The 24,563-nt window shown below is 36.4% G+C and carries 18 protein-coding genes; 1 reads left to right on the top strand and 17 read right to left on the bottom strand.

Annotated features, from left to right (window positions below):
* Positions 1-57: 57 nt before the first annotated feature.
* Both JNUCC23_RS04900 and JNUCC23_RS04895 read right to left on the bottom strand, forming a co-directional pair.
* The gene (locus tag JNUCC23_RS04900; protein WP_403075164.1) at positions 58-915 is read right to left on the bottom strand and encodes a M56 family metallopeptidase; all 858 of its coding nucleotides are present in this window, start codon (positions 913-915) and stop codon (positions 58-60) included.
* A complete protein-coding gene (locus tag JNUCC23_RS04895; RefSeq protein WP_403074191.1) occupies positions 915-1,328 on the bottom strand; it encodes a BlaI/MecI/CopY family transcriptional regulator in 414 nt (137 codons plus the stop codon). Before JNUCC23_RS04895 ends, JNUCC23_RS04900 begins: the two co-directional genes overlap by 1 nt.
* 708 nt (positions 1,329-2,036) lie before the next feature.
* Between JNUCC23_RS04895 and JNUCC23_RS04890 the strand changes: the two genes are divergently transcribed.
* Positions 2,037-3,404: a hypothetical protein gene (locus JNUCC23_RS04890; protein WP_454214616.1), complete on the top strand. Its 1,368-nt coding sequence runs from the start codon at positions 2,037-2,039 to the stop codon at positions 3,402-3,404.
* 111 nt (positions 3,405-3,515) lie between these two features.
* Here the strand turns inward: JNUCC23_RS04890 and JNUCC23_RS04885 are convergent, their stop codons facing one another.
* From JNUCC23_RS04885 to JNUCC23_RS04815, 15 genes are all read right to left on the bottom strand, one after another.
* On the bottom strand, positions 3,516-4,502 hold the full coding sequence (locus JNUCC23_RS04885) for a DMT family transporter (protein WP_454214614.1): 987 nt from the start codon (positions 4,500-4,502) through the stop codon (positions 3,516-3,518).
* Between the two features lie 42 nt (positions 4,503-4,544).
* Positions 4,545-6,233, bottom strand: a complete 1,689-nt coding sequence (locus JNUCC23_RS04880) for an amylo-alpha-1,6-glucosidase (protein ID WP_454214613.1) — start codon at positions 6,231-6,233, stop codon at positions 4,545-4,547.
* Positions 6,234-6,678: 445 nt separating this feature from the next.
* A complete protein-coding gene (locus JNUCC23_RS04875) occupies positions 6,679-9,732 on the bottom strand; it encodes a glycoside hydrolase family 2 TIM barrel-domain containing protein (RefSeq protein WP_454214611.1) in 3,054 nt (1,017 codons plus the stop codon).
* 38 nt (positions 9,733-9,770) lie between these two features.
* On the bottom strand, positions 9,771-10,592 hold the full coding sequence (locus JNUCC23_RS04870; RefSeq protein WP_062183677.1) for a carbohydrate ABC transporter permease: 822 nt from the start codon (positions 10,590-10,592) through the stop codon (positions 9,771-9,773).
* Complete coding sequence (locus tag JNUCC23_RS04865) at positions 10,592-11,518, bottom strand: carbohydrate ABC transporter permease (RefSeq protein ID WP_403074201.1); 927 nt, start codon at positions 11,516-11,518, stop codon at positions 10,592-10,594. Before JNUCC23_RS04865 ends, JNUCC23_RS04870 begins: the two co-directional genes overlap by 1 nt.
* A gap of 199 nt (positions 11,519-11,717) precedes the next feature.
* Positions 11,718-12,956 (bottom strand): ABC transporter substrate-binding protein, encoded by a 1,239-nt coding sequence (locus tag JNUCC23_RS04860; RefSeq protein WP_454214609.1) that lies wholly within the window; start codon positions 12,954-12,956, stop codon positions 11,718-11,720.
* A 187-nt stretch (positions 12,957-13,143) separates the two neighbouring features.
* Entirely contained in the window at positions 13,144-13,971 is an 828-nt protein-coding gene (locus JNUCC23_RS04855; RefSeq protein WP_253722623.1) for a carbohydrate ABC transporter permease, read from the bottom strand.
* Between the two features lie 2 nt (positions 13,972-13,973).
* Complete coding sequence (locus tag JNUCC23_RS04850; RefSeq protein WP_082675130.1) at positions 13,974-14,891, bottom strand: carbohydrate ABC transporter permease; 918 nt, start codon at positions 14,889-14,891, stop codon at positions 13,974-13,976.
* Between the two features lie 83 nt (positions 14,892-14,974).
* The gene (locus JNUCC23_RS04845) at positions 14,975-16,267 is read right to left on the bottom strand and encodes an ABC transporter substrate-binding protein (RefSeq protein WP_454214608.1); all 1,293 of its coding nucleotides are present in this window, start codon (positions 16,265-16,267) and stop codon (positions 14,975-14,977) included.
* Between the two features lie 84 nt (positions 16,268-16,351).
* Positions 16,352-17,926, bottom strand: a complete 1,575-nt coding sequence (gene gcvPB, locus JNUCC23_RS04840; RefSeq protein WP_454214606.1) for an aminomethyl-transferring glycine dehydrogenase subunit GcvPB — start codon at positions 17,924-17,926, stop codon at positions 16,352-16,354.
* A 26-nt stretch (positions 17,927-17,952) separates the two neighbouring features.
* Positions 17,953-19,341, bottom strand: a complete 1,389-nt coding sequence (gene gcvPA / locus JNUCC23_RS04835) for an aminomethyl-transferring glycine dehydrogenase subunit GcvPA (RefSeq protein WP_454214605.1) — start codon at positions 19,339-19,341, stop codon at positions 17,953-17,955.
* A 55-nt stretch (positions 19,342-19,396) separates the two neighbouring features.
* Positions 19,397-20,176, bottom strand: a complete 780-nt coding sequence (locus JNUCC23_RS04830; RefSeq protein ID WP_403074212.1) for an SDR family NAD(P)-dependent oxidoreductase — start codon at positions 20,174-20,176, stop codon at positions 19,397-19,399.
* 58 nt (positions 20,177-20,234) lie between these two features.
* A complete protein-coding gene (locus JNUCC23_RS04825; RefSeq protein ID WP_454214603.1) occupies positions 20,235-21,503 on the bottom strand; it encodes an extracellular solute-binding protein in 1,269 nt (422 codons plus the stop codon).
* Positions 21,504-21,647: 144 nt separating this feature from the next.
* Complete coding sequence (locus JNUCC23_RS04820; RefSeq protein ID WP_454214601.1) at positions 21,648-22,790, bottom strand: response regulator transcription factor; 1,143 nt, start codon at positions 22,788-22,790, stop codon at positions 21,648-21,650.
* Between the two features lie 5 nt (positions 22,791-22,795).
* Positions 22,796-24,502, bottom strand: a complete 1,707-nt coding sequence (locus tag JNUCC23_RS04815) for a sensor histidine kinase (RefSeq protein ID WP_454214599.1) — start codon at positions 24,500-24,502, stop codon at positions 22,796-22,798.
* Positions 24,503-24,563 lie beyond the last annotated feature (61 nt).

Genomic DNA, 24,563 nt, shown 5'->3' with positions numbered 1-24,563 from the left:
TACACACTACATTATGTAGTGTGAATAGGTATAAAAACATGGTGACAACTACTACAATTACGTAATCGTCACGAATATCATCCCCATTATGAGGAGCAATACATATATCGATATGATCATCGAGGTTGTTTTCAGCCTTACCGGGATGGACTTCTTTGGTTCTACTAATTGCTGTAATCTATAATTGACCGATTCATCCGAAAAATGAACCAAGACCGGGGTAGAGTTTCCCTTAAAATAATTTTTAATTAACTTAAACAACGCACTGCTTAGGCCTAATTCAGAACCCATTCTTTGAATTGCATACTCATCAGCCAATAATTCGCTAATGATTTTATAATTTTGATATGACCATTTCGTAAGGGGAATAAACCATAGAGACTGTGAGATTAGTTGTAAAACGAAAATCAACAAAGTATCATGATTCCTTTGGTGAAAGGTTTCATGTTCCACAACAGCTTCCAGTTCATCACGATCCAATATCGCGATTAAACCACTAGAAAGGACAATCCTAGGTCTTCTAAATCCAAAAGTAAATGCGAGCGACTCCTTACGATCAATGACGATAATGTCTTGATGTAGACGCTCAAACTTTCTATTCAAAGCGATCGTTAATCCTAGATTTTGTTGAGCAAAAATCTTCTTTTTAAACCTTTTCAACAACATACATTGTCCAATAATCTTGATCAGTGTAATTAAGATTGTATAGGCTATTAATACATTCAAGATTATCGTAACCAAAAAATAATAAAATGAATGTTCCCTAAACAAACTAATGCAAAACTTAAAGACATTCACATGAAGGTTTACTCCAAACAGAAGGTGAGCGACGTACATCCCCATCTGACTCCAGATTAAAACAGCAATCAAAAGACTCAATCCTATAACAAAAAGGGACCGTTTCTTCCACCACATCACGACTTATCCTCTTTAAGCTGTTTAATCTTTTGTTCCAATTTATCGAGCAAAGTTTGGTCAACTTCTTCCATAGCATCTAGCATATGGTTAATGACGACGCCACCAAATCCATCAAGCAGATTCTCTGTGATTTTCTTCGACTGATCTTTAATAAAGTCTTCTTTAGATTGAACGGGATGAAACAATGAGACCCTGCCTTGTATCCTCTTTCTCAAAACTCCTTTTCCTACCAACCGATTCATCACGGTCATGACCGTATTGAAATTGATTGGTTTATCTTGATCCAAACGTTGTTGAACTTCCTTTATGCTTCGTTCTTGTTCCCAAAGGAGTTCCATGATTTTCGCTTCTAGGGGTCCAAAGAAACGATTTAGCCCTACCTCATCGTATTTAAAGTTATTGATATCCATACTCCTCCCCCTCACCACAACACACTACAAATTGTAGTGTATTAACTTCGCCATTTCAAGTTTATTTAATTCGTTAAATGAAGATTACAAAGCAACCACTGTCTTCCGCAAAGAAATGATGTTTGTAAAAATCAATGGGTCGCAAGTTAAGGCTACATTCGTAAATTCATTTACACTAGCAAAAGAACGAAGAGAGTCAATTTTTTGTTCTTTTTCAAAAAAACATTAAATATGAACTTATTTGCCAGTAATATTCAAGATTTTGGGTCATGGAACTATCGGGCTACATTATCTAAACTTCCAAAAAAGTCCATTTATTTACCTTGACATTTCTCCTTATGACTGTAAAAATACGTATAAACCGCGCGTGTCCCTTATTCCAAATGATGAACCACTTTGTTAATTTGATAAAAGAAGGTGAACAAACTTACTAACATCATTAAAGACATTGAGCATCTACTCGTCCATTTAGAAACTATGACTAATTGTCTAAATGATTGGTCTTAAAGGAATCGAAGGTCAATGGCTTAATTGGCCTAATACTATTCCCTTTAACAACTAAACTATTTTTTAATGACTCTATCAATCAGTTCAGTATGTTCTACCCCTTTAACTGGTCTATCTATTTCATGTCGATGAAGTCGTTTGAAAATAGTTAATTTTTTGTCTATTACCTATAAAATAAAACCCCTTAGGAGAACGCAGATCATGATCGTGTTATATAGCTTACTAATCATATGTTATTTTCTGAATCTATTTATTCATTCAACATTCCTTACCTATATCATTGGTATACTAGCACTTTTTTCTTTGATATTTTCCCTGAAAGCAGCAACAAGATTATATAAAGTCGTTGGTATTATTTTTTTTGTGATCGGATTTTTCATTTTTATCTACCAGCAAAGGTCATTCACTGAAGTTCCACTCTACATGACTACAACAGTTTCGCTGCTTGCAGTGTTCTATGTCCTTCCTTTTATTAACAGTATTATCATTGTTGGCCGGTATGACCAACAAGTAAATAAGTTATTAAGAGTCCGGATTCACCATTTAGGGCAATTATACTATCGTAGTTCTTTTTCCGCCTTTTTATTAGGTGGTTTTCTAAATATCGCTACCCTCCCTTTGCTTAAAACGGTCGTTCAAAAAAATCTTGTGGGAGAAACTCAAAACATCAAAAACCGATTTATTTCACAATCCTTGCTTAGAGGATATTCTTTAAGTCTACTCATAAGTCCAATGGAGTTACTTGTTGTCTTAAGTGTTGAGTATACTCACATACCCTATCCTGTCTATCTACCTTGGTTAATTTTGATTACAGCCGTGCTGTTTATCCTTAATTGGATAATCGGGTTTAAGTCTTTTAAACGTTATGAATTGCCTAACGAAACAAGTGATCGCAAAACAGAGACTCAGTCAACAACCGAGACAGGAATTAACACGCGCATGTCTCGAAAAATCTTCTCACTTCTTCTCTATTTAATCGGTTTTATGATGATCATTGTGCTAGTTAATCACATCTTAGATATGGGTTTTCTTCAAACAGTCGCTTTGATTATTATTCCCTTTTCATTTGTCTGGGCTCTCTCCATTAGACGGTTGAAGTCATATATCGCCTATTGCTTACCATTATGGCAGATCCGAACATTGTCTTTAACCAATAATATGGTACTTTTTTTATCAGTTGGATTCTTTACAAGTAATTTAAATGATTCGATCTTTATGAACTACATCCAAAAACCGTTTGAATACTTAACAACCACACCTATTTTACTTTTTGTATTTATTCAAATTTTGTTTATTGGGCTTGCGATGATTGGGTTTCATCCCCTTGTAACGATAAGTATACTTGGTGGAGTACTTGAACCAATTATACATTCAATAAATCCGGTTAGTGTCGGTCTCGTTTTAATGACCTCAGGCTTATCGACTACAATTGCCGGACCTTTTAATCTTTCTGTATCGTTAACCGCTAATCTCCTATCCATAAATTCATACAAAGTTTCGTCTTGGAATTTAGGATATGCGTTGATCATGAGCAGCATTGGAACAATCATTGCCATCATTTTATTATAATCTTTCGGATTTATATGATTGAAATCAGGCAATCTTTTACGTTAACAATTCATCTATCGTAATAAGCAGTCTCAAAAAAAAAGAATATGCCCAAAACAAGGCATATTCTTGCTATTTATACATTTGCTGATAAGTTTGTCGCCGCTTTTTAAAGAACAGCCAATCGCTGTTCCCTTTTCGATTGACAGTTGCTATACCTACAGCTACAAGGATCAATGCAATAAAAATATTAAACGTTAAAAGTTCGTCCTGAATGAATATGGCGGATAAAATGGTACCGGCAACTGGCACAACAAATTTATAAAGAGACACTTCTCCAGCTTTGTTGTACTTTAGCAATGATGTCCATAATGCGAAAGATGCTGCGGATAGTAATACAGCATAAATTAGCAGCCACCAAGCTTTTGTTGTAAAGATCATAGCATTCGCCTCAAGACCTGGAGTCCCAATGAGAAGCATAAGAAACGAGCCTACAAACATTTGCCAGCCAGTCAATGCAACTGGGTGTATTTCAGCGGATAGGCGCTTGGACAAAAAGGTTCCCAACGCACCGGCTAATCCTGAAAGGAGCATAAAGCCTTCTCCGAAGAAAGACAAATTAAGTGAGGCATTCTGACCCCAGTTCGCAAGTATAATCCCGACAAACCCTGCAACCAAACCAAATATTTTTCGCCAATCCAAGCGATCGTCTGAGTAAATAAAATGAGCTAGGAACACGACAAAAAATGTTTCGCTTGAATTTAAAATAGCTGCTTTCATTCCCGAGGTATGAGCCAATCCGTTATAAAAAAAGAAATACTGTAAACTTGTTGATAGTAGCCCTAAGCCAATAATGGCAGGCAATTGACGCCATCTCAATTTCAGCGCTTTTTTATTATAGAAGAACATGATAACAAGCAACAGCAGAGACGCCATCATAAAACGCATTCCAGCTAAAATAATTTTTGCTGCTAAATCATCTTCTGCCATGCCAAGTTCTTCATAACTAAATTTTAGAACAGGAAAAGCACTTCCCCATAAGATAGAGCAAAATACCGCAATTGCGATGACCCAATATCTATTTGATAAGAAGCGATTACCATGCTTTGGTTGTCTCAAATAGATCACCTCCAAATTTATCCATCCATCTCCACTATCCGATTATTCGTGTGCGTCTTTCGCTTTTGTTCTATCATCTAATAGTAAAAGAAATACACTTGAAGTCCATGTAAAAGATGTGTCCACTAAACCTTTTCCAGTAAGCGGATCGAAGTTTTCCGCCATTCCTCCAACAAGGGTAAGATCTAGGAATTTATCTCTAATTCGATTCCCTACTTCTTGATAGCCAAAATTTTGCAAAGCATCTATAAAGAGATATGTAACAGGCGCCCAAATTGGTCCGAGCCAATATCCATTATCTTTATAGTACTTACTATTTACACTTTCAGTGGCTAATCCATACTTCGTTTCAAAATTCCCTTCAAGATCTGATACTAATTGATCCATCATGCTTTTCTCTAATCGATACCCAATAATAACTGGTAGTCTTAGTATTAAGCTTGTTCTAATACTTATTTTCCTACCATCTTTGCCAACTCGTCCGTAAAAACCATCCTCATCATAAAGCCTCTCCATTAGAAGCTCAAAAAGGGCGTCTGCTCTTTCTTTAAATCTCACTGATTCGTCTTTTTCACCTAGAATTTCTGCAAAAGAGGAAAGGATATCATAAGTTCGAATTAAAAAACTAGTAAGGTCCGGCGCTTCTACAGGCATACCCATATGAAATAAAGATGCGTTATCCCACCCAGAATCATTCCCATGTTTATAGTGTGGCAATCTTCCTTCAAATGTTCTATATTGGTCAAAATATCCCATTACTTTTTTAGTAGACTCATAAACAGTTTTTAATCGATGTTCATCCTTAAAGTAATCATTCATTTTCATTAGCTTTTCATAGACATAAGCAAAGATAGGGGGTTTAATGCAGTTATATGATATGAATTTATCATTTACAAAATCCGGATATGCACCTGATTCGTCTTGAGTCTCCATGAATATTTTCAACTGTGCGTACGCTAGTTCAGGGTGGCTTTTTCCTAAATTCAACGCATTAAAACAATTATCCCATGACCAAATATTATACATCCAAAGCTTCGACATATACATGGCATACTCTTTTAACATCCCATGTGGATGAACAACACTAGACCAAGTGATATAAGAAGCCCTCTCTAAAGAAAGTTGATAATCTGTATTTCCCTTTTTCATATTATCAAACCATTCTTTATAAAGCTGTTCTATTTTTTCTTTTCCTTTATTAAAAGGGGCATACTCTTTTTGTTGATAGACAGTTCTATAGCTTTCGATTACAAACTGCCCACTTTTCATTCGAATATCAATAAAATCATTACCAATAATATTCCAAGGTGCATCAACAGACATTTCACCCGAAAGATTTAAAATCATTAATTTTAATTCCTTCGGATAAATATGGTATTCATACATCCCATCTTCTAATTCCATTAAAGAATCATATTTCCCTTTTGTAGCGCTCAATCTAAATTCTACATCCTGTACTTCAAGATGGATCTCATCTTCTTTTGGAATAATGATTTCTGCATAACCTTCATCATTATCTTTTAAGGAGAATATTAAGGATGTTTCAGAAGCTTGCACTTCAAACTCCTTTTCAACCCCATCTTTTAAAATATCAATTTTGAATAGGTTTGATGGTGCATCATCTCCACCGTGTACATCCCTTATAAATATTTCCTCAGAATCCTTCTCCTTGGAAATACAGAAATAAGATCCAAATCTTGAAAAAGGTATTTCTCTTATATTTAATTTCATCATCTTTCTCCTCGTATCGGTTATTAGTTGATCAGTGACTTATCAGCGTATCGACAAAATTCAACCATGATTTCTTACTTAAATAAGCAGGGTTTCCCCTGCCTATTGATTCCCTACTTTTTATCCCGCATTAACGGAAAGTCAAGCCCTCCACCTCAAGGCTTGGAGGAATCGAAGAAGCATCGTAGGTGGGGGACAACTGCCCGTAAAAGCCCGATTGGTGAGATACAGTGAAACTTACCTTTGTGGTCTTCAAAGGTATAGTTGAGGCCCACAGGATGTGGGTCACACAGACGTTGCCGCAGGACGCGGCGTACTTAGTCTGTGATTCATTTTCGGGTTCGTACTGTCGTTTAATCGAAGCGTTTGCTGCGATCTTAGCGACAGTAGAACGGGACTAACAATCAGTGGGGGATGAAGAACCCCCACTGATTGAAGTTTCACTTTATCTAGCTCTGAAAAATTTACTCTCTTCTATAAGGTCTTTGTTATGAATACTTCTTATTTCGAGTCCTATTTCAAAATCCTCTATTTGCACTCGATATTTTGGAAGCTGCTCTTCACCACAGCTATTACTTCCTAATCCACTTTGTCTATAGTCTATCGTTAAAACATTGTATGGTGATTTTTCAATTTCCCCTCGATGCTTTGCTTCTTCCAATCCACTTGTTTCATAATCATGGATTGTAAAATCTCTTAACTCTTTAAAATTAAATAAAATGGATTGGTTCCCCTTCGTGAGCGCTAAGAAAGAGGTATCACATCTTGAACCATTTTCCTGCGGATATACATAATCTGTGTGCATTTCCTCTACGCTTTTACGATAAAGACCAATACTTTGGCTTCTCTTACTATCTTGATAACTCTCTGAATCTCCTCTTCCATACCAAGTCACATCATTGTACTCATTGTTAAGATTTAGCGTAATTCCTATTCTTGGAAGCATTTGAGGTATTTCATTACCTCTCAATACCTTTTCACCCTTCAAGTGAAGATTTAAAACACCATCTTGAGTGATTCTATAATGATAGGTAAGATGAAAACCCCATGCTTGGTTTACACTAGACAAATACTTTTTAATCTCAACATCTGCAAAGCCTTTGTTCATTTCATATGTGAGGGAAACGAACTGTTCCTTAGCGTTTTTTAAGAAGTATTTGTTAATCCAATCATCTTTCTTATACATATCATTATCGATGACAGCTCTCCATAGCGTTAGTTCAGGCCCCTTCTGAATAATTTCCTCACCATTTATTTGATAGGATAAAAGAATTCCATGAACCTTTGAAAAAGCTGTTCTGAATTGATCGTTTTCGAGGATCAGCTGTGTCTGATCTTCCTCGATTTTCATTTCAGCATCTAAAGATTTAGAGATGTATTCTTTTTCTACCTTTGTAGCAGGTATTAGAAAGCTCTCACTCGTAATAAGATGGCCTTCATTTGCATAGAGAGTATTCTCCGGCTCTACATAACTTAAATAAATGCGAGCATCATCGTATTTTAAAGCGTTCTCAAGATTTATAGGTAATGTGAACTCCATTTCGTCCTGAGCGTTTATACTTTGTAAGGAGATCGTCTTTTCTTCAATCAACTGATCAAAAGAATTAACCTTAATGTGTAAAAGGATCCCACTTAGATTTCTAAAGTCATATCTGTTTTTCACCTTAATCTTTAAATGATTGAGGTCTATCACTTCAGTAACAATTGGTTCGATGACTTTCTTGTATTCAATCAGTCCAGGTGACGGTGTTCGGTCTGGAAATACTAACCCATCAATACAGAAGTTTCCGTTTGTAGGAAAGTCTCCATAATCGCCGCCGTATAAATAATATACATCCCCATTTTCATCTACTTGTTGAATACCATGGTCATACCATTCCCAGACGAATCCACCTTGCAGTCTGGGATATTTCCTCATTATTTCTTGGTATTCTGTCAATCCACCAGGTCCATTCCCCATTGCATGGGCATATTCGCATAATATATGTGGCTTTTTCCCTTCGGAATCCTTACCTATTTCTTCAAGTGCATTTAATCTCGTGTACATCGTTGTATAAATATCACTATAGGCAGCAACACGATCGCCTTCATAATGCACTAATCTAGTAGAATCAATTTCTTTTATCGCATCATACATTGCTGTGAAATTTCTACCAGCACCTGATTCATTACCTAAGGACCACATGATGACACTTGGATGATTTCGATCTCTTTTTACCATTCTGACTGCTCGATCAACATATTGCTTTTCCCACAATTCATTATCACTGATCCAGTTATAATTACCTGTGTTTTCAAATCCATGGCATTCAAGATCCGCTTCATCAATGACATATAACCCATATTTATCGCATAAATCATAAAACACATCATTATTCGGATAATGTGCTGCTCTAACGGCATTTATATTATGCTTCTTCATTAAAAGAACATCTTGAAGCATATCGTCATACGTTACAGTCCTACCCATTGTAGGATTGAAATCATGTCGATTTACTCCATTAAAGAATATTCTTTTTCCATTTAATCTAATTTCATTATCAATAACATTAATAGATCTGACCCCGAATCTTAATGGGATGAGCTCTTTTTCGCCATTTTCTAATTCATATTCAAGGGTAGCAACATATAGATTCGGCTCCTCCGCATTCCATAATAACGGATTTACCATATTTCTTAGCACTTGGAATTTGCCGTTTTCAACTTCTATCTTAAATTCATCTACCTTTTCATCCTTTTGATAAAGGTTAGCCTTCATTTCTGTAACTTCACTAGTTAAAAACTTACCAGCTAATTTTAGAGTAAAGTTTTTATAATCTTCGTCTGGTAATGTTTCAATATAAACATCTTCTAAAGTATTCTTATTCATTCTAAATAACTCAACACTTCTAAAAATACCTGAAAGCCACCACATATCCTGATCTTCTAAGTATGTTCCATCCGAAAACTGGTAAACTCTAACTGTTAATCGATTACTACCGTTTCTTACATATTTCGTTATATCAAATTCTGAAGGCATTCTAGATCCTTTACTAAAGCCAACATGATGTCCATTGACATATAGATCAAATGCTGAATCCACACCATTAAATTTCAAGACGATTTTTTCGTCTTTAATATTTTCTAAAATAAGATCTTTGAAATATATACCTGTCGGATTTTCCTGTGGTACAAAAGGTGGATTAATAGGAAATGGATATAGTACATCTGTATAGTGCATCTTTCCATATCCATGTATTTGCCAGCATGACGGAACTTCAATTGAATCTAAACTATTAATCTCAAAGTCTTCTGTTTCAAAGCTCAGTGGTGAAAACTCTGGCGCTTCTAGAAAAAGAAATTTCCATTCTCCATCAAGCAATAGATAACCTTTACTCATTTCTTTATTTAATTTAAATGCCTCACTAAATTCACGATATCTATAAAAATCAGTATGTGCTGATAACCTGTTTATTCCTGTAAGATGGACGTTTTCCCATCTCTTCATTTCACGTTGCATTTCATTTTCCTCCGCATTCTTTCTGTAATAATAAAAAATTACTTAATTGATCCGCTAACACCCTCAACAATATATTTCTGTGCAAAGGCAAATACGATAACCGGCGGAATAATCATGACTAAAGTCATCGCCATAATAGGTATGATTTGCAGCTCATGAACCCCCTGGAAAGACGCTAATCCAAGAGCCATCGTATATTTTGACTGGTCGTTTAAATAAATTAATGGTCCTAAGTAGTCATTCCAAACTAATAAAATATTTAAGACAGCGATCAAAGTTAAAGGTCCCTTCATAATCGGAAGGAAGATTTTATAAAATATTTGGAATTCATTGGCACCATCAATTCTAGCTGCACTTTCCAAATCCTTAGGTATATTCATTAAAAACTGTCTAAGCAAAAAGATATTATAAGCAGAACCGAAGAAGGCTGGGACAATTAATGGTTTTAAAGTGTTGATCCATCCAAATAAATTAAATTCCATATAAAGTGGAATCATCGTAACATCCCACGGAATCATCATTGTTGACAGAAGAAGGATAAACAAAGTATTTTTATATTTAAAATCATATCTTGCAAAGCCATAAGCCACTAATGAACAAGATATGATTTGTCCGATCGTAGTCATCACCGTAACAATGACTGAGTTCTTAAAATATGTTCCAAACGGCTGACTTTTCCACGCTTCGATGAAATTGCCGAACTGCGGAACATCTGGGATAAACTTAGGAGGAAAGCTAAATGCTTCCCCTTCTGTTTTTAGCGCTGTTATTAACGCCCATGCAAATGGAAATAGGAAGTAAAGTGAAAAAATGACAAGAATACTATAGACGATTATTTTATGGCTTTTTGTAATTCTCATTATTTTTTACCTCCTTTTTTCATTTCAGCTTCATAGAACACCCATGTTGATGACGATTTAAAGATGATCATTGTCAATATTAGAATAATAATAAACATAAACCATGCGTTTGCACTTGCATAACCGAGCTGATGATGCTTAAATGCGTTGTTATAAACAAATAATCCATAAAAATATGTTGATTTTAAAGGTCCTCCACCAGTCAAAAGTAAAACTAGGGTTAATTGTTGTAAAGCTGCAATAACCGATGTAATGACATTAAAAAGGATTGTTGGTGTTATCGTCGGAATTGTTATACTAAAAAACTGTCTTAACGGTCCAGCTCCATCAATTGATGCTGCCTCATAAAGTTCAGGGGGGATCCCCTTAATATCCGTATAGAATATCAGCATCATTGTTCCTACTCCCCAAGCACTCGCGATAACAATTGTTACGATTGCCCACTTTGGATCAATGAGCCAACTTGGTCCTTCAATACCAATGAGTGATAATAAATAGTTTAGAACTCCAAATTCAGAATTAAAAATCCAACCCCATATGATTGATACTGCAACACCTGATACAACAGCAGGAAGATAGAAGATTGTCCTAAATATCTTAACTCCCTTGACTGGTTGTGTAATGAGGAGTGCAAGCACCAATGCAGCGATTAGGTTAAGTGGTACGAAAATCGCCGCAAATTTAAATGTGATTACTAAGGAATCATAAAACTGGGGGTCAGCTGTAAACATCTTAGTAAAGTTATTAAGACCAATAAACTTTGCTTCTCCTGTTATCGGCCAATCAAACAAACTCATGATTAATGAAGATACTAAAGGTCCTAAAGTGAACACTAAAAATCCGATGATCCATGGTAGGATAAACAAATATGGTACTCTTTTACGTACTAATGTAAAACTAGGTTTTTTTTCCTTTTTTTTCAACATAAATATTCCCTCTTTTAGAATGACCTATGGAAAATAAGATTCCTATCATAGCTTGATATTGATAACAAGGGCTATGTAATTAAGCCCTTGTTAAGATGAGGAGAATATATTCTCACCCGACCGCTTACTTTTTTAGTAATTGGTAAACTTTATCCCGCATTAACGGAAAGTCAAGTCCCCCACTGATTGAAGTTTCACTTTATTTAGCAGCTTCATTTAGAGCTTTTTTCGGATCAATTCGCGTACTTGGATTAAAGATTTGCTCAAAGGAAAACTCCAAATTTTCTGATACTTGACTCCAGTTTTCAGTAATAAATGACGCTGGTGTATAGCCTTCACTTTGTTCTAGCATTGAGTAGAATACACTTTTAACTGGATCCTCTTGCAGCTTTTCTTCTTCTACTACACTCTTTAAGACTGGTAGTTCAAATGCTATTCTTGCTTTATTTGCTTCTTTTCCTGTCCAAAACTTCATAAATTCAAAAGCAGCTTCTTTATGTTTAGAACTCTTTGACATAGCTATACCTGACGAACTAACAATACTTACACTTTTACCATTTTCAAAAGTCGGTACCTCAACAACACCATAATTAATACCCGCTTCTTTCAATGGAGAAAGATACCAAGCACCATTAATAAACATTCCTACTTTTCCTGATTTCATTTCAGTATCGCCTGAACCTTCAGTTGTGATCGCGTACCCGTCTTTTAACATGTCTTGGAACATTGCGAATGTTTCAATTGATTTCGTTGAATTCAGATTACCTTTTAACTTTCCATCACTGTCTACGTAAGAAGCACCATTTCCCCATAAGTACATTTCAAAATCATATGGATCAGGTTTACCAGGGAATGCAAATCCGCTAATCTTCTTTTCTTTATCCGTTAACTTCTTTGCTGTTTCTTGAAGATCTTCCCACGTCCATCCAGCTTTTGGATAGTCGAGTCCTTTTTTATCAAAAAGATCTTTATTATAGTAAACAACATGGGTTGTATAGCCTACTGGAAGTCCAAGTGTTTCTCCACCAACAGAGTTATAGTTCCATAAAGATTCATAAAAATCAGACTTATGTTCTTCTCCGTTTTTATCAATATAAGAATCAAGTGGCTCTAAAGCATTCTTATATTGCGGGTAATTCCACATATACATCACATCCGGCGCATCCTTTGCACCTATACCTGCAGTGATTTTAGTGTCAAACTCCGATCCATAGGCTTCTAAAACTACTTCAATGTTTTCATTTTTAGCATTGAATTCATCAATTAATTTTTGTTGTAAAGTAACGTCATTTCCTACATCCCAAGTAGCAAACCTTATCTTTACTTTCCCGTCTTCTGTTGCTTCATCACCATTACCTTTTGTTGAGTTACATGCTGATAATAATAATGCTAGTGCGATAGTAAGTAGTAAAATTAATTTCATTTTGGATAATTTCATATTATCTCTCCTCTGTAGTTTATGATCTTAAGTTTTTTACAGTAGTCCCCACTTCGTGCATCGTCCGCTTCTGCCACCTTACAAGATAGGAAGCTGACAAGAGCGCGGGACGATTGGTCGTTTATATCATCAGTATGAATGTCTTCTAAGTATTTTTACCTGTTTCATAATTTCACACCTTTTACATTCATTCTTTGACAGATCCACCTAAAATCCCAGAGATAAAATGTTTTTGCAGTAATAAGAAAAAGATCATAATTGGAATCGTGGATAAGGTAGTTCCTAGCATCAATTGTCCATAATCAATCCTCGCCATTCCGATTAAACTTGATAATGCAACAGGAAGCGTAAACATTTCTTTTGAATTTAACGTAATAAGCGGCCAGAGTAAGCTATTCCATTGAGACATAAATAGAAAAATAGCAACGGCAGCCATCGCAGGTCTTGTAACAGGCAAGATGACTGTAAAAAATATTTTTAATTCCCCTGCCCCGTCTATTCGAGAGGCCTCCATAATTGAGTCTGGAATCGCCTTCATATTCTGCCTCATTAAATAAATGGCAAAAGGAGAAGCCAGGGTTGGTAAAATAATGGCTTGATACGTATTTAACCAATTAAAGGTAACCATCATTTCAAACAAAGGAATCAATGTCACTTGTGAAGGAATCATTAATGTGCATAAAATAATGAAAAAGAAAAAGTTCTTTCCTTTAAATTTAAATTTTGCAAAAGCGTATCCAGCCATTGCACTAATAAGCGTGCTAATCAATGTATAAACAAGCGCTATAAATAATGAATTCCAAAATATTTTTGCAATTCCTAATGACTCATTAAGCGTTTGAAAGTTCTTTGCTAAATAATCCCCTGGAAGAAGCCTAGGTGGAACACGAAAGATTTCTCCTGACGGCAATGTAGAACCGACAATCATCCAATAGAACGGTGCAATCGATAAGACAACGCCTGCGATCAACAAGATATAAATGATTATTTTTGAGGATATCTTCTTAGAAGCCACGATTATTCATCACCTACCAATTTCATCTGAACCCAGGAAATGATTGCCGTAATGATGACAAGCACATAAGCAATCGCGGACGCATATCCAAAGTCAAAAAACCTAAATCCTGTTTCATATAAATAAACCGTGATTGTCATCGTAGCATTATTAGGACCGCCCCCAGTCAAAATGAACGGCTCATCAAATAGTTGAAGAGTACCGATTGTTGACAAGACAACCGTGAAAATAAATACTGGCTTTAATTGTGGAATTGTAATCATGAAAAATTGCTTTACTTTACTTGCCCCATCAATACTTGCTGCTTCATATAGGTCTGATGGAATATTCTGTAATCCCGCCAAAAATATGACCATATTATATCCTGCCCATCTCCATGTCATTACAAGGATCACGGAAACCTTTGCCCAAAATGGAGTTGTTAACCAAGGGATGGAATCAACACCAAGGAAGGATAAGAAATAGTTTACGAGTCCGAAATTCTCATCTAATAAAATCATAAAAACAATCGAAGCAGCAACAAGTGCTGTGATCGCAGGCATAAAGTAAGAGATTCGGAAAAACGCTTTCCCTTTTAACATGGAAGAATGCAGTCCCACAGCAATTAGTAAAGAGAGGAAGAGCATGATAGGAACCTGGACAATTAAAATTTGAAAGGTATTTAAAAGAGATTTATAGAATATAGGATCTTGAAATAAGCGCGAATAATTAGAAAATCCTACAAATATTTTCTCCACACCACGTACCTCTTGAAAGCTTAAGATAAACGATGAGATTACTGGATAAACGGTAAAAATCAAAATTAGTAGAAACGCTGGTCCGATAAAGAAATATGGAACATTTTTAGGTGTTAATAAACTCTTTCTTGTTTTGACTCGAAAGTTTGTTTTAGCATTTACAACCTTTTCTGTTTGCGCCAACCGAGCCACCTTCCTAACTTCAAGGAATCTTAGAATGAGAGAGCTGAGTGGGGTTGGAACATCCTCTCTAGCTCTCTACAAAACTATTTCTTTCGTTCATTTTCTAATTGTTTTTTAGCTTCATTTAATCTAGTATCAACCGATTGATTTTCAAGTAAAATGGCTGCTTGAGCATTACTTATAAGACTGCTGGCTTTTGCAAAGTTTTCGTTTACGTTAATTTGTGGAACTTGATCGACAATATCTGCAAAGTTTTTGAAAATCGGACTATTATTAAAGTACTCGTTGTTTTCAGTAAATTGTGGCGCAGTGTAGGTTTCCTTCAAAGATGGGAAAAGTCCATATTTCTCAAAACCTAACAGCTGTGATTCTGTATCAGTTGTAAAGAATTCAACAAAGGCATAGGCAGCCGATTGGTTTTTGCTTGATGAAGGAATCAACACGGATGATCCTCCTACGTTTGCATATCTTGTACCGCCATCAAAGCTCGGAAGATAAAAAACATCCCATTTCCCTTTCAAATCCGGTGCTTGGTCCATGATGGTACCTGCATACCATACACCATAAGGAACGGTGGCAACACTACCATTTACTGTAGCAGTTACAATGCCATCCCAACCTTTATTATTTAAAATTAAATCCTCATCATGAAGCTTTTTGATTACTTCCATAGCACGGATAGCTTCCTTAGATTCTAGTGCAATTTTGTCATCTTTATCAAAATAAGAAAGTCCTTGCGATTGCATCATCATTTGGAAGACACCATCATAATTAGGTATATCAATTGGTAATAGCTGCGCGCCAGTGGCTTCTTTAATCTTCTTCCCTGCTTCAATATAGTCATCCCATGTTTGGATGGAATTTGGATCAACATTTGCTTTTTCAAAGTAATCAACACGGTAGAACACTCCAGCAGGACCAATATCCCATGGAGCCGCGATAAAATCTCCATCCTCATTCTGTACAGCAGCAACCTTAGCTAAATTGAACGAATCTTTGTATTTTTCATACCCAAGCTTATTTAAATTCAAAAATCCTTGTGGAAACTGATGCAAATATCCTGGGATTCTTTCATCCTCCATTAATACAACATCTGGAAGCCCTGAGCCTCTTGCTGCTAGACCAACCGTTAACTTATCATATAGATCAGCACTATTAAAATCCTCTACCTTCACATCTACGTCTGGATATTGTTTCTGAAACTTCTCCACTGCTGCTTTCATAGTTGCTGCTGCAACATCCCATCCCCATACAGTAATGGACCCAGACGGATTTTTAGAATTTCCCGTTTGCCCTTCATCCCCCGCTGTTTTATTGGAGCAAGCTGACAGCAATAATAGAAGCATAACTAGCATAACCGACATATACTTTTTCATTTTTTATCCCCCTATTTTCTTATACCATCATCCTTAAGATATAAATTCTTACAGTATAAAAAAATGTCGTACTAACTGTTTAGATTATTTAACCAGATCATATGCTTTCGTATTCTTTAAATAAGTTCGCCAAGTGATACACCATTTATCTGGATTGTCTAAATAATCTTGCTCGTCAATTTTGTGGATTGTACTATTATGCGGCGCAGTTTTGATAATTTCCGGATCTTCATAGGCTTCTTTAGAAATTTGCTCGAGCGCATGAATATATTCATCTAAATCCTCTTTCGAATAGGACTCAGTCGGCTCAAGGGTAAACGGCTGTTTCACAATATAGGGGTGATGGCTAGTCCAGTAGTGGAGGCCGAAATCCGTCATTCTTAACGTAACATCCTCTGTTGTGACCCCTGTTTCCTGCGTCAACTGTTCCCAGCTATATCGAACTTGCTCGAGTCGATGCCCCTTGACATACGGTGCACTAGCCCCGCGAATCTCTAAAACCCTATGATACATATAGTTATTGTTTAATACGGCAATTTTCGCTACCTCTTTAAGACCCTCAGCCCCAAGTGCCCGAATCCATGCATAGGCACGTAATACCGTTTGGGCTACACCATGAAAGGAGCGAACCTTACCAATAGAATGCGCTAAATCATTCTTGAGCGAATATTTCCCCTCATGATATTCGACAATCGGTGCTGGCAAGTACTCTTTCAACTCTGCTGTTACACCAAGCGCACCTGTTGCTGGTCCACCACACATATGTGGCGCAGCAAATGTTTTGTGAAGATTAAAGAAACACATATCAAACCCTGCTTCTTTTGCTCTTGTAATCCCTAAGAGGCCATTCGCATTCGCTTGGTCGTAAAAGCAAAGACCACCAGCTTGATGAATAATATCTGTAAACTCCTTAATTTTGGGATTGAAAATGCCAGTATCTTCTGGGTTTGCAACAACAAAACCTGCTGTTCTTTCCGATACGGCTGCTTTTAACTTTTCAATATCAGGGAAGCCATTCTCATCCGGATGCAGGGTAATAATTTTATAGCCCTTTACAGCTGCCGTTGCCGCTTGAGATGGGTGGGAGAAGATCGTTGTAATGATTTCATCTCGCTTATCGCCTTCACCGTTTTGCTCATGGTATTTCCTTACAATCGAAGCCATCGCAAATAGCGCTTGTGTCCCACTGCTTGGCTGGAAGGAGAAACAATCCATTCCTGAAATTTCTCTCATGCATAAATCAAGCTTGTAAAAAACCTCAAGCATCCCTTGAACAGTTTCTTCATTTTGTAATGGATGAAGCTCCATCATTTTAGGATCACGGACTAACAATTCATTGATTTTTGGAATATACTTCATCGTACAAGTGCCTTGTCCGATTTCAACATTAAAATCTGAGCCAAGTGTTTCTTGAGAAAGTCTGAGATAATGTCGTAATACACGCGCCTGTCCAATTTCCGGAAGATTCAGCTTATTATTCCTCTGCATTGATGCTGGAATGACCGATGTTCCATCTCCAACTGATAATGCAACTTTTTCGTTTACTGGCGGCAATTCGACGCCCTTTTCTCCAGGCTGATGGAGTTCAAAAATAATCGGTTCATTCCATTTGGCTTGATGAAAATCCCTTGTTTTGCTTTTAGATTGAATCCTTCTCATGTTTAAATGCTCCTCTCTTCTTTTAATTATTTCGCTAAAATATCCTTAAGCGCCTGAACTAAACCGTCAATGTCCTCTTTCGTATGAACCTCTGTTACACAAAATAATGCCGTTTGACCAAACTCAGGAAACTCTAGTGAAAGATCCTTCCCACCAAAAATCTTCTTTTCTAGCAATTTTTGATTTATTTGTTCGACGGTATCCCCTGTCTGATTAAAATCGACGATAAATTCTTTAAAAAACGCTGACTCAAAATGGGATCCTTTTACATTGGCAATTTGATTTAATTGTTGAACAGCGTACTGACTATTTTGCATAATGGTTTGGCCAACCTCCTGCATACCATCTGGACCGAGTAATGCTAAATAGACTCCGGCAGTAATTCCCCATAATGCTGTCTGCGTTCCAACAGACTCTTTTCCTTTTTCTCGTTGTGCAAATGAAGTTCGTTCATAAGCCACATCGCCAAATCCGTATTCTCCTTCTTTTACAGTTGGGACGATACCAAACAAACGAGATGGGTATTCATTAACAAATTTCAGCTCATTATGTGTAGCAATGAAGCCTGCTTGTCCACCGCTGTAATTCATATGCATGCCAAGAGGCTGCAAATCTCCACAGACAATATCCGCACCATAATGACTCGGCGGTGCTAGCACACCAAGAGAAATTGGATCAACCCCTACAACCATTAACGATTCGTTTTCCTTTAATAGATTGGATATCTCTTGCCCTTGCTCCTCAATAAACCCAAGGTAGGATGGATTTTCAAAATAAAGGGCCGCGACATCTTCCGTTAATTTTGTTTTTAAATCCTCTAAGTCCATTGCTCCTGATTTCGTATCAAATTGAACATATTCGAATTCTAATTTGGGAGTACCGTAGTTGATGATAATTTTGCTTCGTTCTGGTGCAACCGTTTTGGCTAATAAGACTTTCTTTCTTCCGGTAATACGGGCCGCCATTCGAATTGATGTTGCTGCCGCCTGCCCCCAGTCAAAGGTTGGAACATTGACAACATCCATATCTACTAATTCAGCTAGTAAACTTTGATACTCAAATAGCGCCTGGAAGCGTCCATGATCCTCATACGGTTCACCTGCATACGCTGTTAAAAATTCAGAACGTTGATTTATTTCATCACACACCGCTGGAATAAAATGTTGCCAGCAGCCAGCACCTAGGAAGTTTACATATTCCTTTGTACTTGTGTTCTTATTAAGAATTCCTTCAATATGACGTCTAAGCTCATACTCTGTTAATGCAGGCGGCAACTGTAGGTTTTCTTTAAGTTGCAGCTCCTCAGGGATACATGAATATAGCTCCATAATCGATTCAGCGCCGATTACCTTTAACATCTCCGCTTGTACTTCTGGTACCATATTTGGTATATAAGGGTGTACCTTTTGTGACATGAAAATTACCTCCTTGTAGTCATATAAAATGAATTTTATTTAAAGTTTAAAAATATTAAGCTAAACCTCCGCCATCTACAATTAAGTCTGTACCTGTTACCCATGCTGATAAGTCACTTGCAAGGAATAAAACTCCTTTTGCAATATCTCTCGGCGTTCCAAGTCTTTCTAAAGGTCGTCCTTTTGCAGAAGATACTAAAAATGCATCCTCTTGCTGTTTCAATTGCTTTGCTTCTTCTCTTAATAACGGAGTATCGGTATCACCAGGACAAATACAATTCACACGAATATTTTGCGGTCCATGATCGATTGCCATTGCCTTCGTTAAATTCACAACTCCGGCTTTCGCTGCGCAATAAGCGACTGCTTGATCTCCACCTTTGATTCCCCATCCAGAACCGGTATTAATGATACTTCCTCCACCACTCTCCGCCATGAGAGGAATTAAATATTTTGAAAGGAGATAAACCCCTTTTAAAGAGACATCAATTACTAAATCCCAATCAGATTCTTCCAAATCAACAACTGTTTTTCTTCTAATCACACCAGCATTGTTAAAAAGAACATCGATAGTCTCGTAATTTTTTTCGATATAATCTCTTACGGCGATACAATCATTTCCCTTTGTAACATCACATTTTAAGAACTCAACCTGATAATCTTTCTTTTGCAGCTCAGCGACAGCCTTCTTACCGTTTTCTTCATTAATATCAAGCATAATTACCTTTGCACCGACTTCTGCCAAAAGTGTTGCTGTAGCTAGACCTATCCCTGAAGCTCCTCCTGTAACAACGCACACCTTATCCTCTAAACCAAAATAATCTTGTATTAACATCCCTAAACCCTCCTGAAATCATTTTGTTAATCTATTTTAATAATCGTAAATCTCTTTCTTACTGCCCTAGATATTTCTCAGAATCCTTCACAGCATTATTCAATAATGTATCTGCATCTTGCTCGAGCAAGGTGGCATTTATTGCTGCAGATAAATTCCGATTGATTGCATCCCAATTCTTAGTAAGTAGAAAGGCTGGGGTACCATTCGATCTTTCAAGCATTTTGTAGAAAGGCTTTATTAATGGGTCTTGTTCTGTTTTCATTTCTTTTACTAAACTAATGCGGACAGGTAAATCAGCCTTCCTCATATTTACTACTTCTGGTGAATTGTAAAATTTCACAAATTCCCATGCTAAATCTTTATGCTTTGAATCCCTTGCGATCGAAACCGCAGAAGAAGAAATAACACCTTTCACTGGTTTTCCGTTAAATGCAGGCATTTCAACTGTTCCAATGTTTATATTGGCTTCTTTAAATTCTACTAATGACCAAAATCCACTTTCCCACATCGCAATCTTACCTGCTATAAAATTCTCCTCACCGCTTTGTTGATTTTTACCACCTACTAGAACAGCACTTGTATCCTGAATCATATCTGCAAGCATGCTTATCGATTCAATAGTTTCTGGGCTATTCATATATCCAGAAATATCCATTCCATCATCACTTATAAAGCTTGATCCATTACTCCAAACCATCCCTTGAAGATCGTACGTATCTGGTTCTTGTCTTACCCCAAATCCATACTGCTCCTTAGTGGGGTCCGTTAATTTCTTTGCTATCCTCTTAAAGTCATCCCATGTCCATCCATCCTCTGGATAGGGGAGGTTTGCTTCATCAAATAAATCTTTGTTATAATAGACCACCCTTGTTGTGAAACCTGCCGGGATTCCATACAGTTTCCTATACATCGTCGAATGGTTTAAAAGCCCTTGATAATAATCATTCATGTCTATAAAGGGATCTCTGTTAATATAATTATCTAGTGGTTCAAGATAGTGAAAATAGGCCGGGAAATTCCACATATACATGACATCTGGAGGATTTTTTGCTCCAAATGAAGCAGATAGCTTTTGATCAAATTCATCACCATAGTCTTCGACTTGCACTTTTATATCTGGATTCTTTTCTTCAAATTTTTTAGCAATTGATTTTTGAAATTTTAAGGCCTCTCCTGAATCCCAAGTGGCAAAACGAAGAACGATTTTATTTTTTTGTTCCTTCCTAATTTGATTAGGCTCGCTTCTATTAGATTTAATATTGGAACAGGCAGCAGTTACAAAAACTAGCATGATTACTAAAAATGTTATCCAAAACTTCTTCATTGTTCGCTCCTCTTTTTTCTTCACAACTAGTAGTAACCGCTTTCATTGTAGCTCGAATGAAAGCGGTCTTGAACTCAAAATCATCTTATTCTTTTTGTAATATTGTTTGAACTTTCATAAAATTATAAGTGACGGGGAAATTTGTTAGCTTACATTCTTCTTTTTGTTCTGTCTATATTCTGATGGCGTACTTCCTATACATTTTTTAAACCATTTGCTGAAATATTTACCATCCTGAATGCCTATTTTTTCGCCGATTTCTTGTAAAGGAAGCGACGTGTTTTCAAGAAGATTACATGCAGACTGAACTTTAAGCTTTTCGATAAAGGTGATAAAGCTTTCTCCTACTGTCTTTTTAAATATTGTGCTAAAGTGACTACGGCTTAAGCCAACTTCACTTGCAATATAGCTGGATGAGAGAGGTTCATGTAACTGTTGGATGATGATTTGCACAGCCTTTTGAATAGGAGATGGCCAATCATCCATTGAAAGCGAAAATTGTTTTTCAAATTTGAATTTATGGTATAGCTTTGTAACCCCCTTCACCCACTCGTTTATTCCTTGATATGAACCATTCACCTTCCAGCGAATTGTCGGATCAATCGTCCTAGTCTCAACTAAAAGATGCTCAAAATCTATTTGTGCTTTTTCTGGAATAAAAATAAATGATTGGTCCTGGCCACAATAAATTTCCGCAAATTGTTTTCCATCAGAAGACCATTTTTTATGAAAACGTTCATTGTTATTTAGCCCATTAACTAGATAAATATAAAAAGATTCCTGCATCCACTGCCACTCTTTAATAAACAGCTCCTCTAAAAGCTTCGGAAAAGAATTAGCAAAGCCACATAACCATCCATAGAATTCCTTGGCTAGATTTGTAGAATCAATAGAAGATTGGATATTTGCATGGTTAATTTCATTTTCAAAGCGTCCAAGATATTCTTCAAAATCCTTGTCTTGAAATGCTGTTTTCAAAAGATATCCCGAAGCCCCTATATTCAATCCCTCTTGTGCAAATGTAAAATCTCTATGGCAGCTTAACAATAATATTTTAGTTGCTGGGGAAATTTGTTTAATGTTTCTGGCAAGCTCAATACCATTCATTTCAGGCATGACGATATCCGTTATCACTACTTCAGGAGAATGCTCCCGAAACAGCTCCCAAGCCTTTTGTCCGTTAGGGGCATCAGCAATAACCTCCATACCAAACTTTGCCCAGTCGACCGTTGCGATTAATCCTTTTCTAACAATGAGTTCATCATCTGCAATTAATACCTTGATCATCGACGTTATCTCCTTTTTGGCAGTTTTATAGTAAAAATTGTTTTTACACCAATGACTGATTCGATTGACAGGCCATACTCCATTCCAAAGTGAAGCCTCACGCGTTGATCAACATTATAAACACCGATTCCTCTCCCTTTATCATTTTGATGTTTTGGGGTAAGAAGCTTTTCAATAATCTCCTGATTCATTCCTTTTCCATTATCAGTTAAGATAATTTCGAGATGTTCAGGTTTAGCCATAACTACAAGTTCAATTGTCCCCCGACCATCTTCAAATGCATGGAAAAAGGTATTTTCAAATAACGGCTGAAGTGTCATCCTTGGGATTAAATAGTCAAGGCATTCCAAATGGACATCCTCGATATATTCAAATGTTTGTCCATAACGTATTTCTTGGACCTTTAAATAATGCTTGATTGTCTGGAGCTCCTGTTTTATTGGAATTAACTCGTCGGAAAAATTTAAATTTTCATGAAGCACCTCAGTCAAATGATAAATCATCTCTTGAACTTCCTTTGCTCCTAGCAGCCTTGCCTTCCATTGAATAGAGTTTAAAGTATTAAATAATAAATGCGGGTTTATTTGATAATGGAAAGCTCTTAATTCTGCCTGCCTTTTTAAACGTTCAGTTGTGCCAATTTGCTCGATTAACTCCTTAATTTGATTGACCATATCATTAAAGCTTTGGGCTAAAACCCCTACTTCATCATTGGAGGTAACTGCTATCTGTGTATCTAAGTTTCCTTCACTGACCCGTTTCATCGAGGATGTTAGACTTTTAATCCTCTTTGTAAGTGGAACGGAAAATACGACAGCTAGAACATAAACAAGAATAATTGAGAAAAAAATTGCCAATATGGTATAACGATAAATAACATTGGATGATTGATAATAATATTCTTTGGGAATGCGAACATGGATATCCCATCCATAAGCATCAAAATCATTATTCCAGACTATATCTGTTTTCAATTCTTTTGGTGCGTTTTTCGTTTTATAGACTACCTGATGCTTACCATTTTTCAAAGTGATAGAAGAATGCAACTCATTTTCAAGAAATCCAATATAAGAGAACAGCTCCTCAGCATTTGTTTCTATTAACAGTTTACTTCCCTTTAATACGCCAAACTGACTTTCAATAGGAACAACAAGTCCCATTATTTTTTCGTTTTTTTCACCCGTATAATAATGGTCAGTATTATAAAAGCCTATCCACAAATCTCCTTCTTTAAGGCTATGAATTTCTTTCCAAAAAGGTTTTTGAAAGAGCTTGTGTATATCTAGGCGACTATTCCCATAATAGTAGCCTGTATTGGTAATTAAATAGATTCCTTTAGTGTTATACGTCTTATGTGCCTCTAAATATCTTTCAAAGTTTTCAATTTCAATAAATTCAGTATAACTATGAGGAATTTCCTCCTTTAATATAACCAGAGTTGGGTCCGATAAATACTGATTGATATCCTTTGAAACGAGATACATTTGCTCAAATGTATTTTCGATTTGTTTATCAAGCTGAGACACAGCAAATTGCTCATACTCATTAAATTGTTTATTCACAATCTCAGAAGACTTCCCATATGATAGAAATCCAAATAAAAGCAATGGCAACAGAGCAACAATTAGAAAAAACAGCACCATCTTCGTACGAATACTGCCGAAAGAAAAGAATATAAATTTTACTATCCGTTGTTTAAAGATATTCCTCACGCCCATCACCTAATAAATAAAAGTAATTAACCTAACCCCATAATAGCAAAATTCCAAAAAT

This window comes from Peribacillus sp. JNUCC 23 (assembly GCF_053653995.1).
Note: the sequence above shows the minus strand (reverse complement) of the source record. Positions and strands in the feature narration are given on the sequence as shown.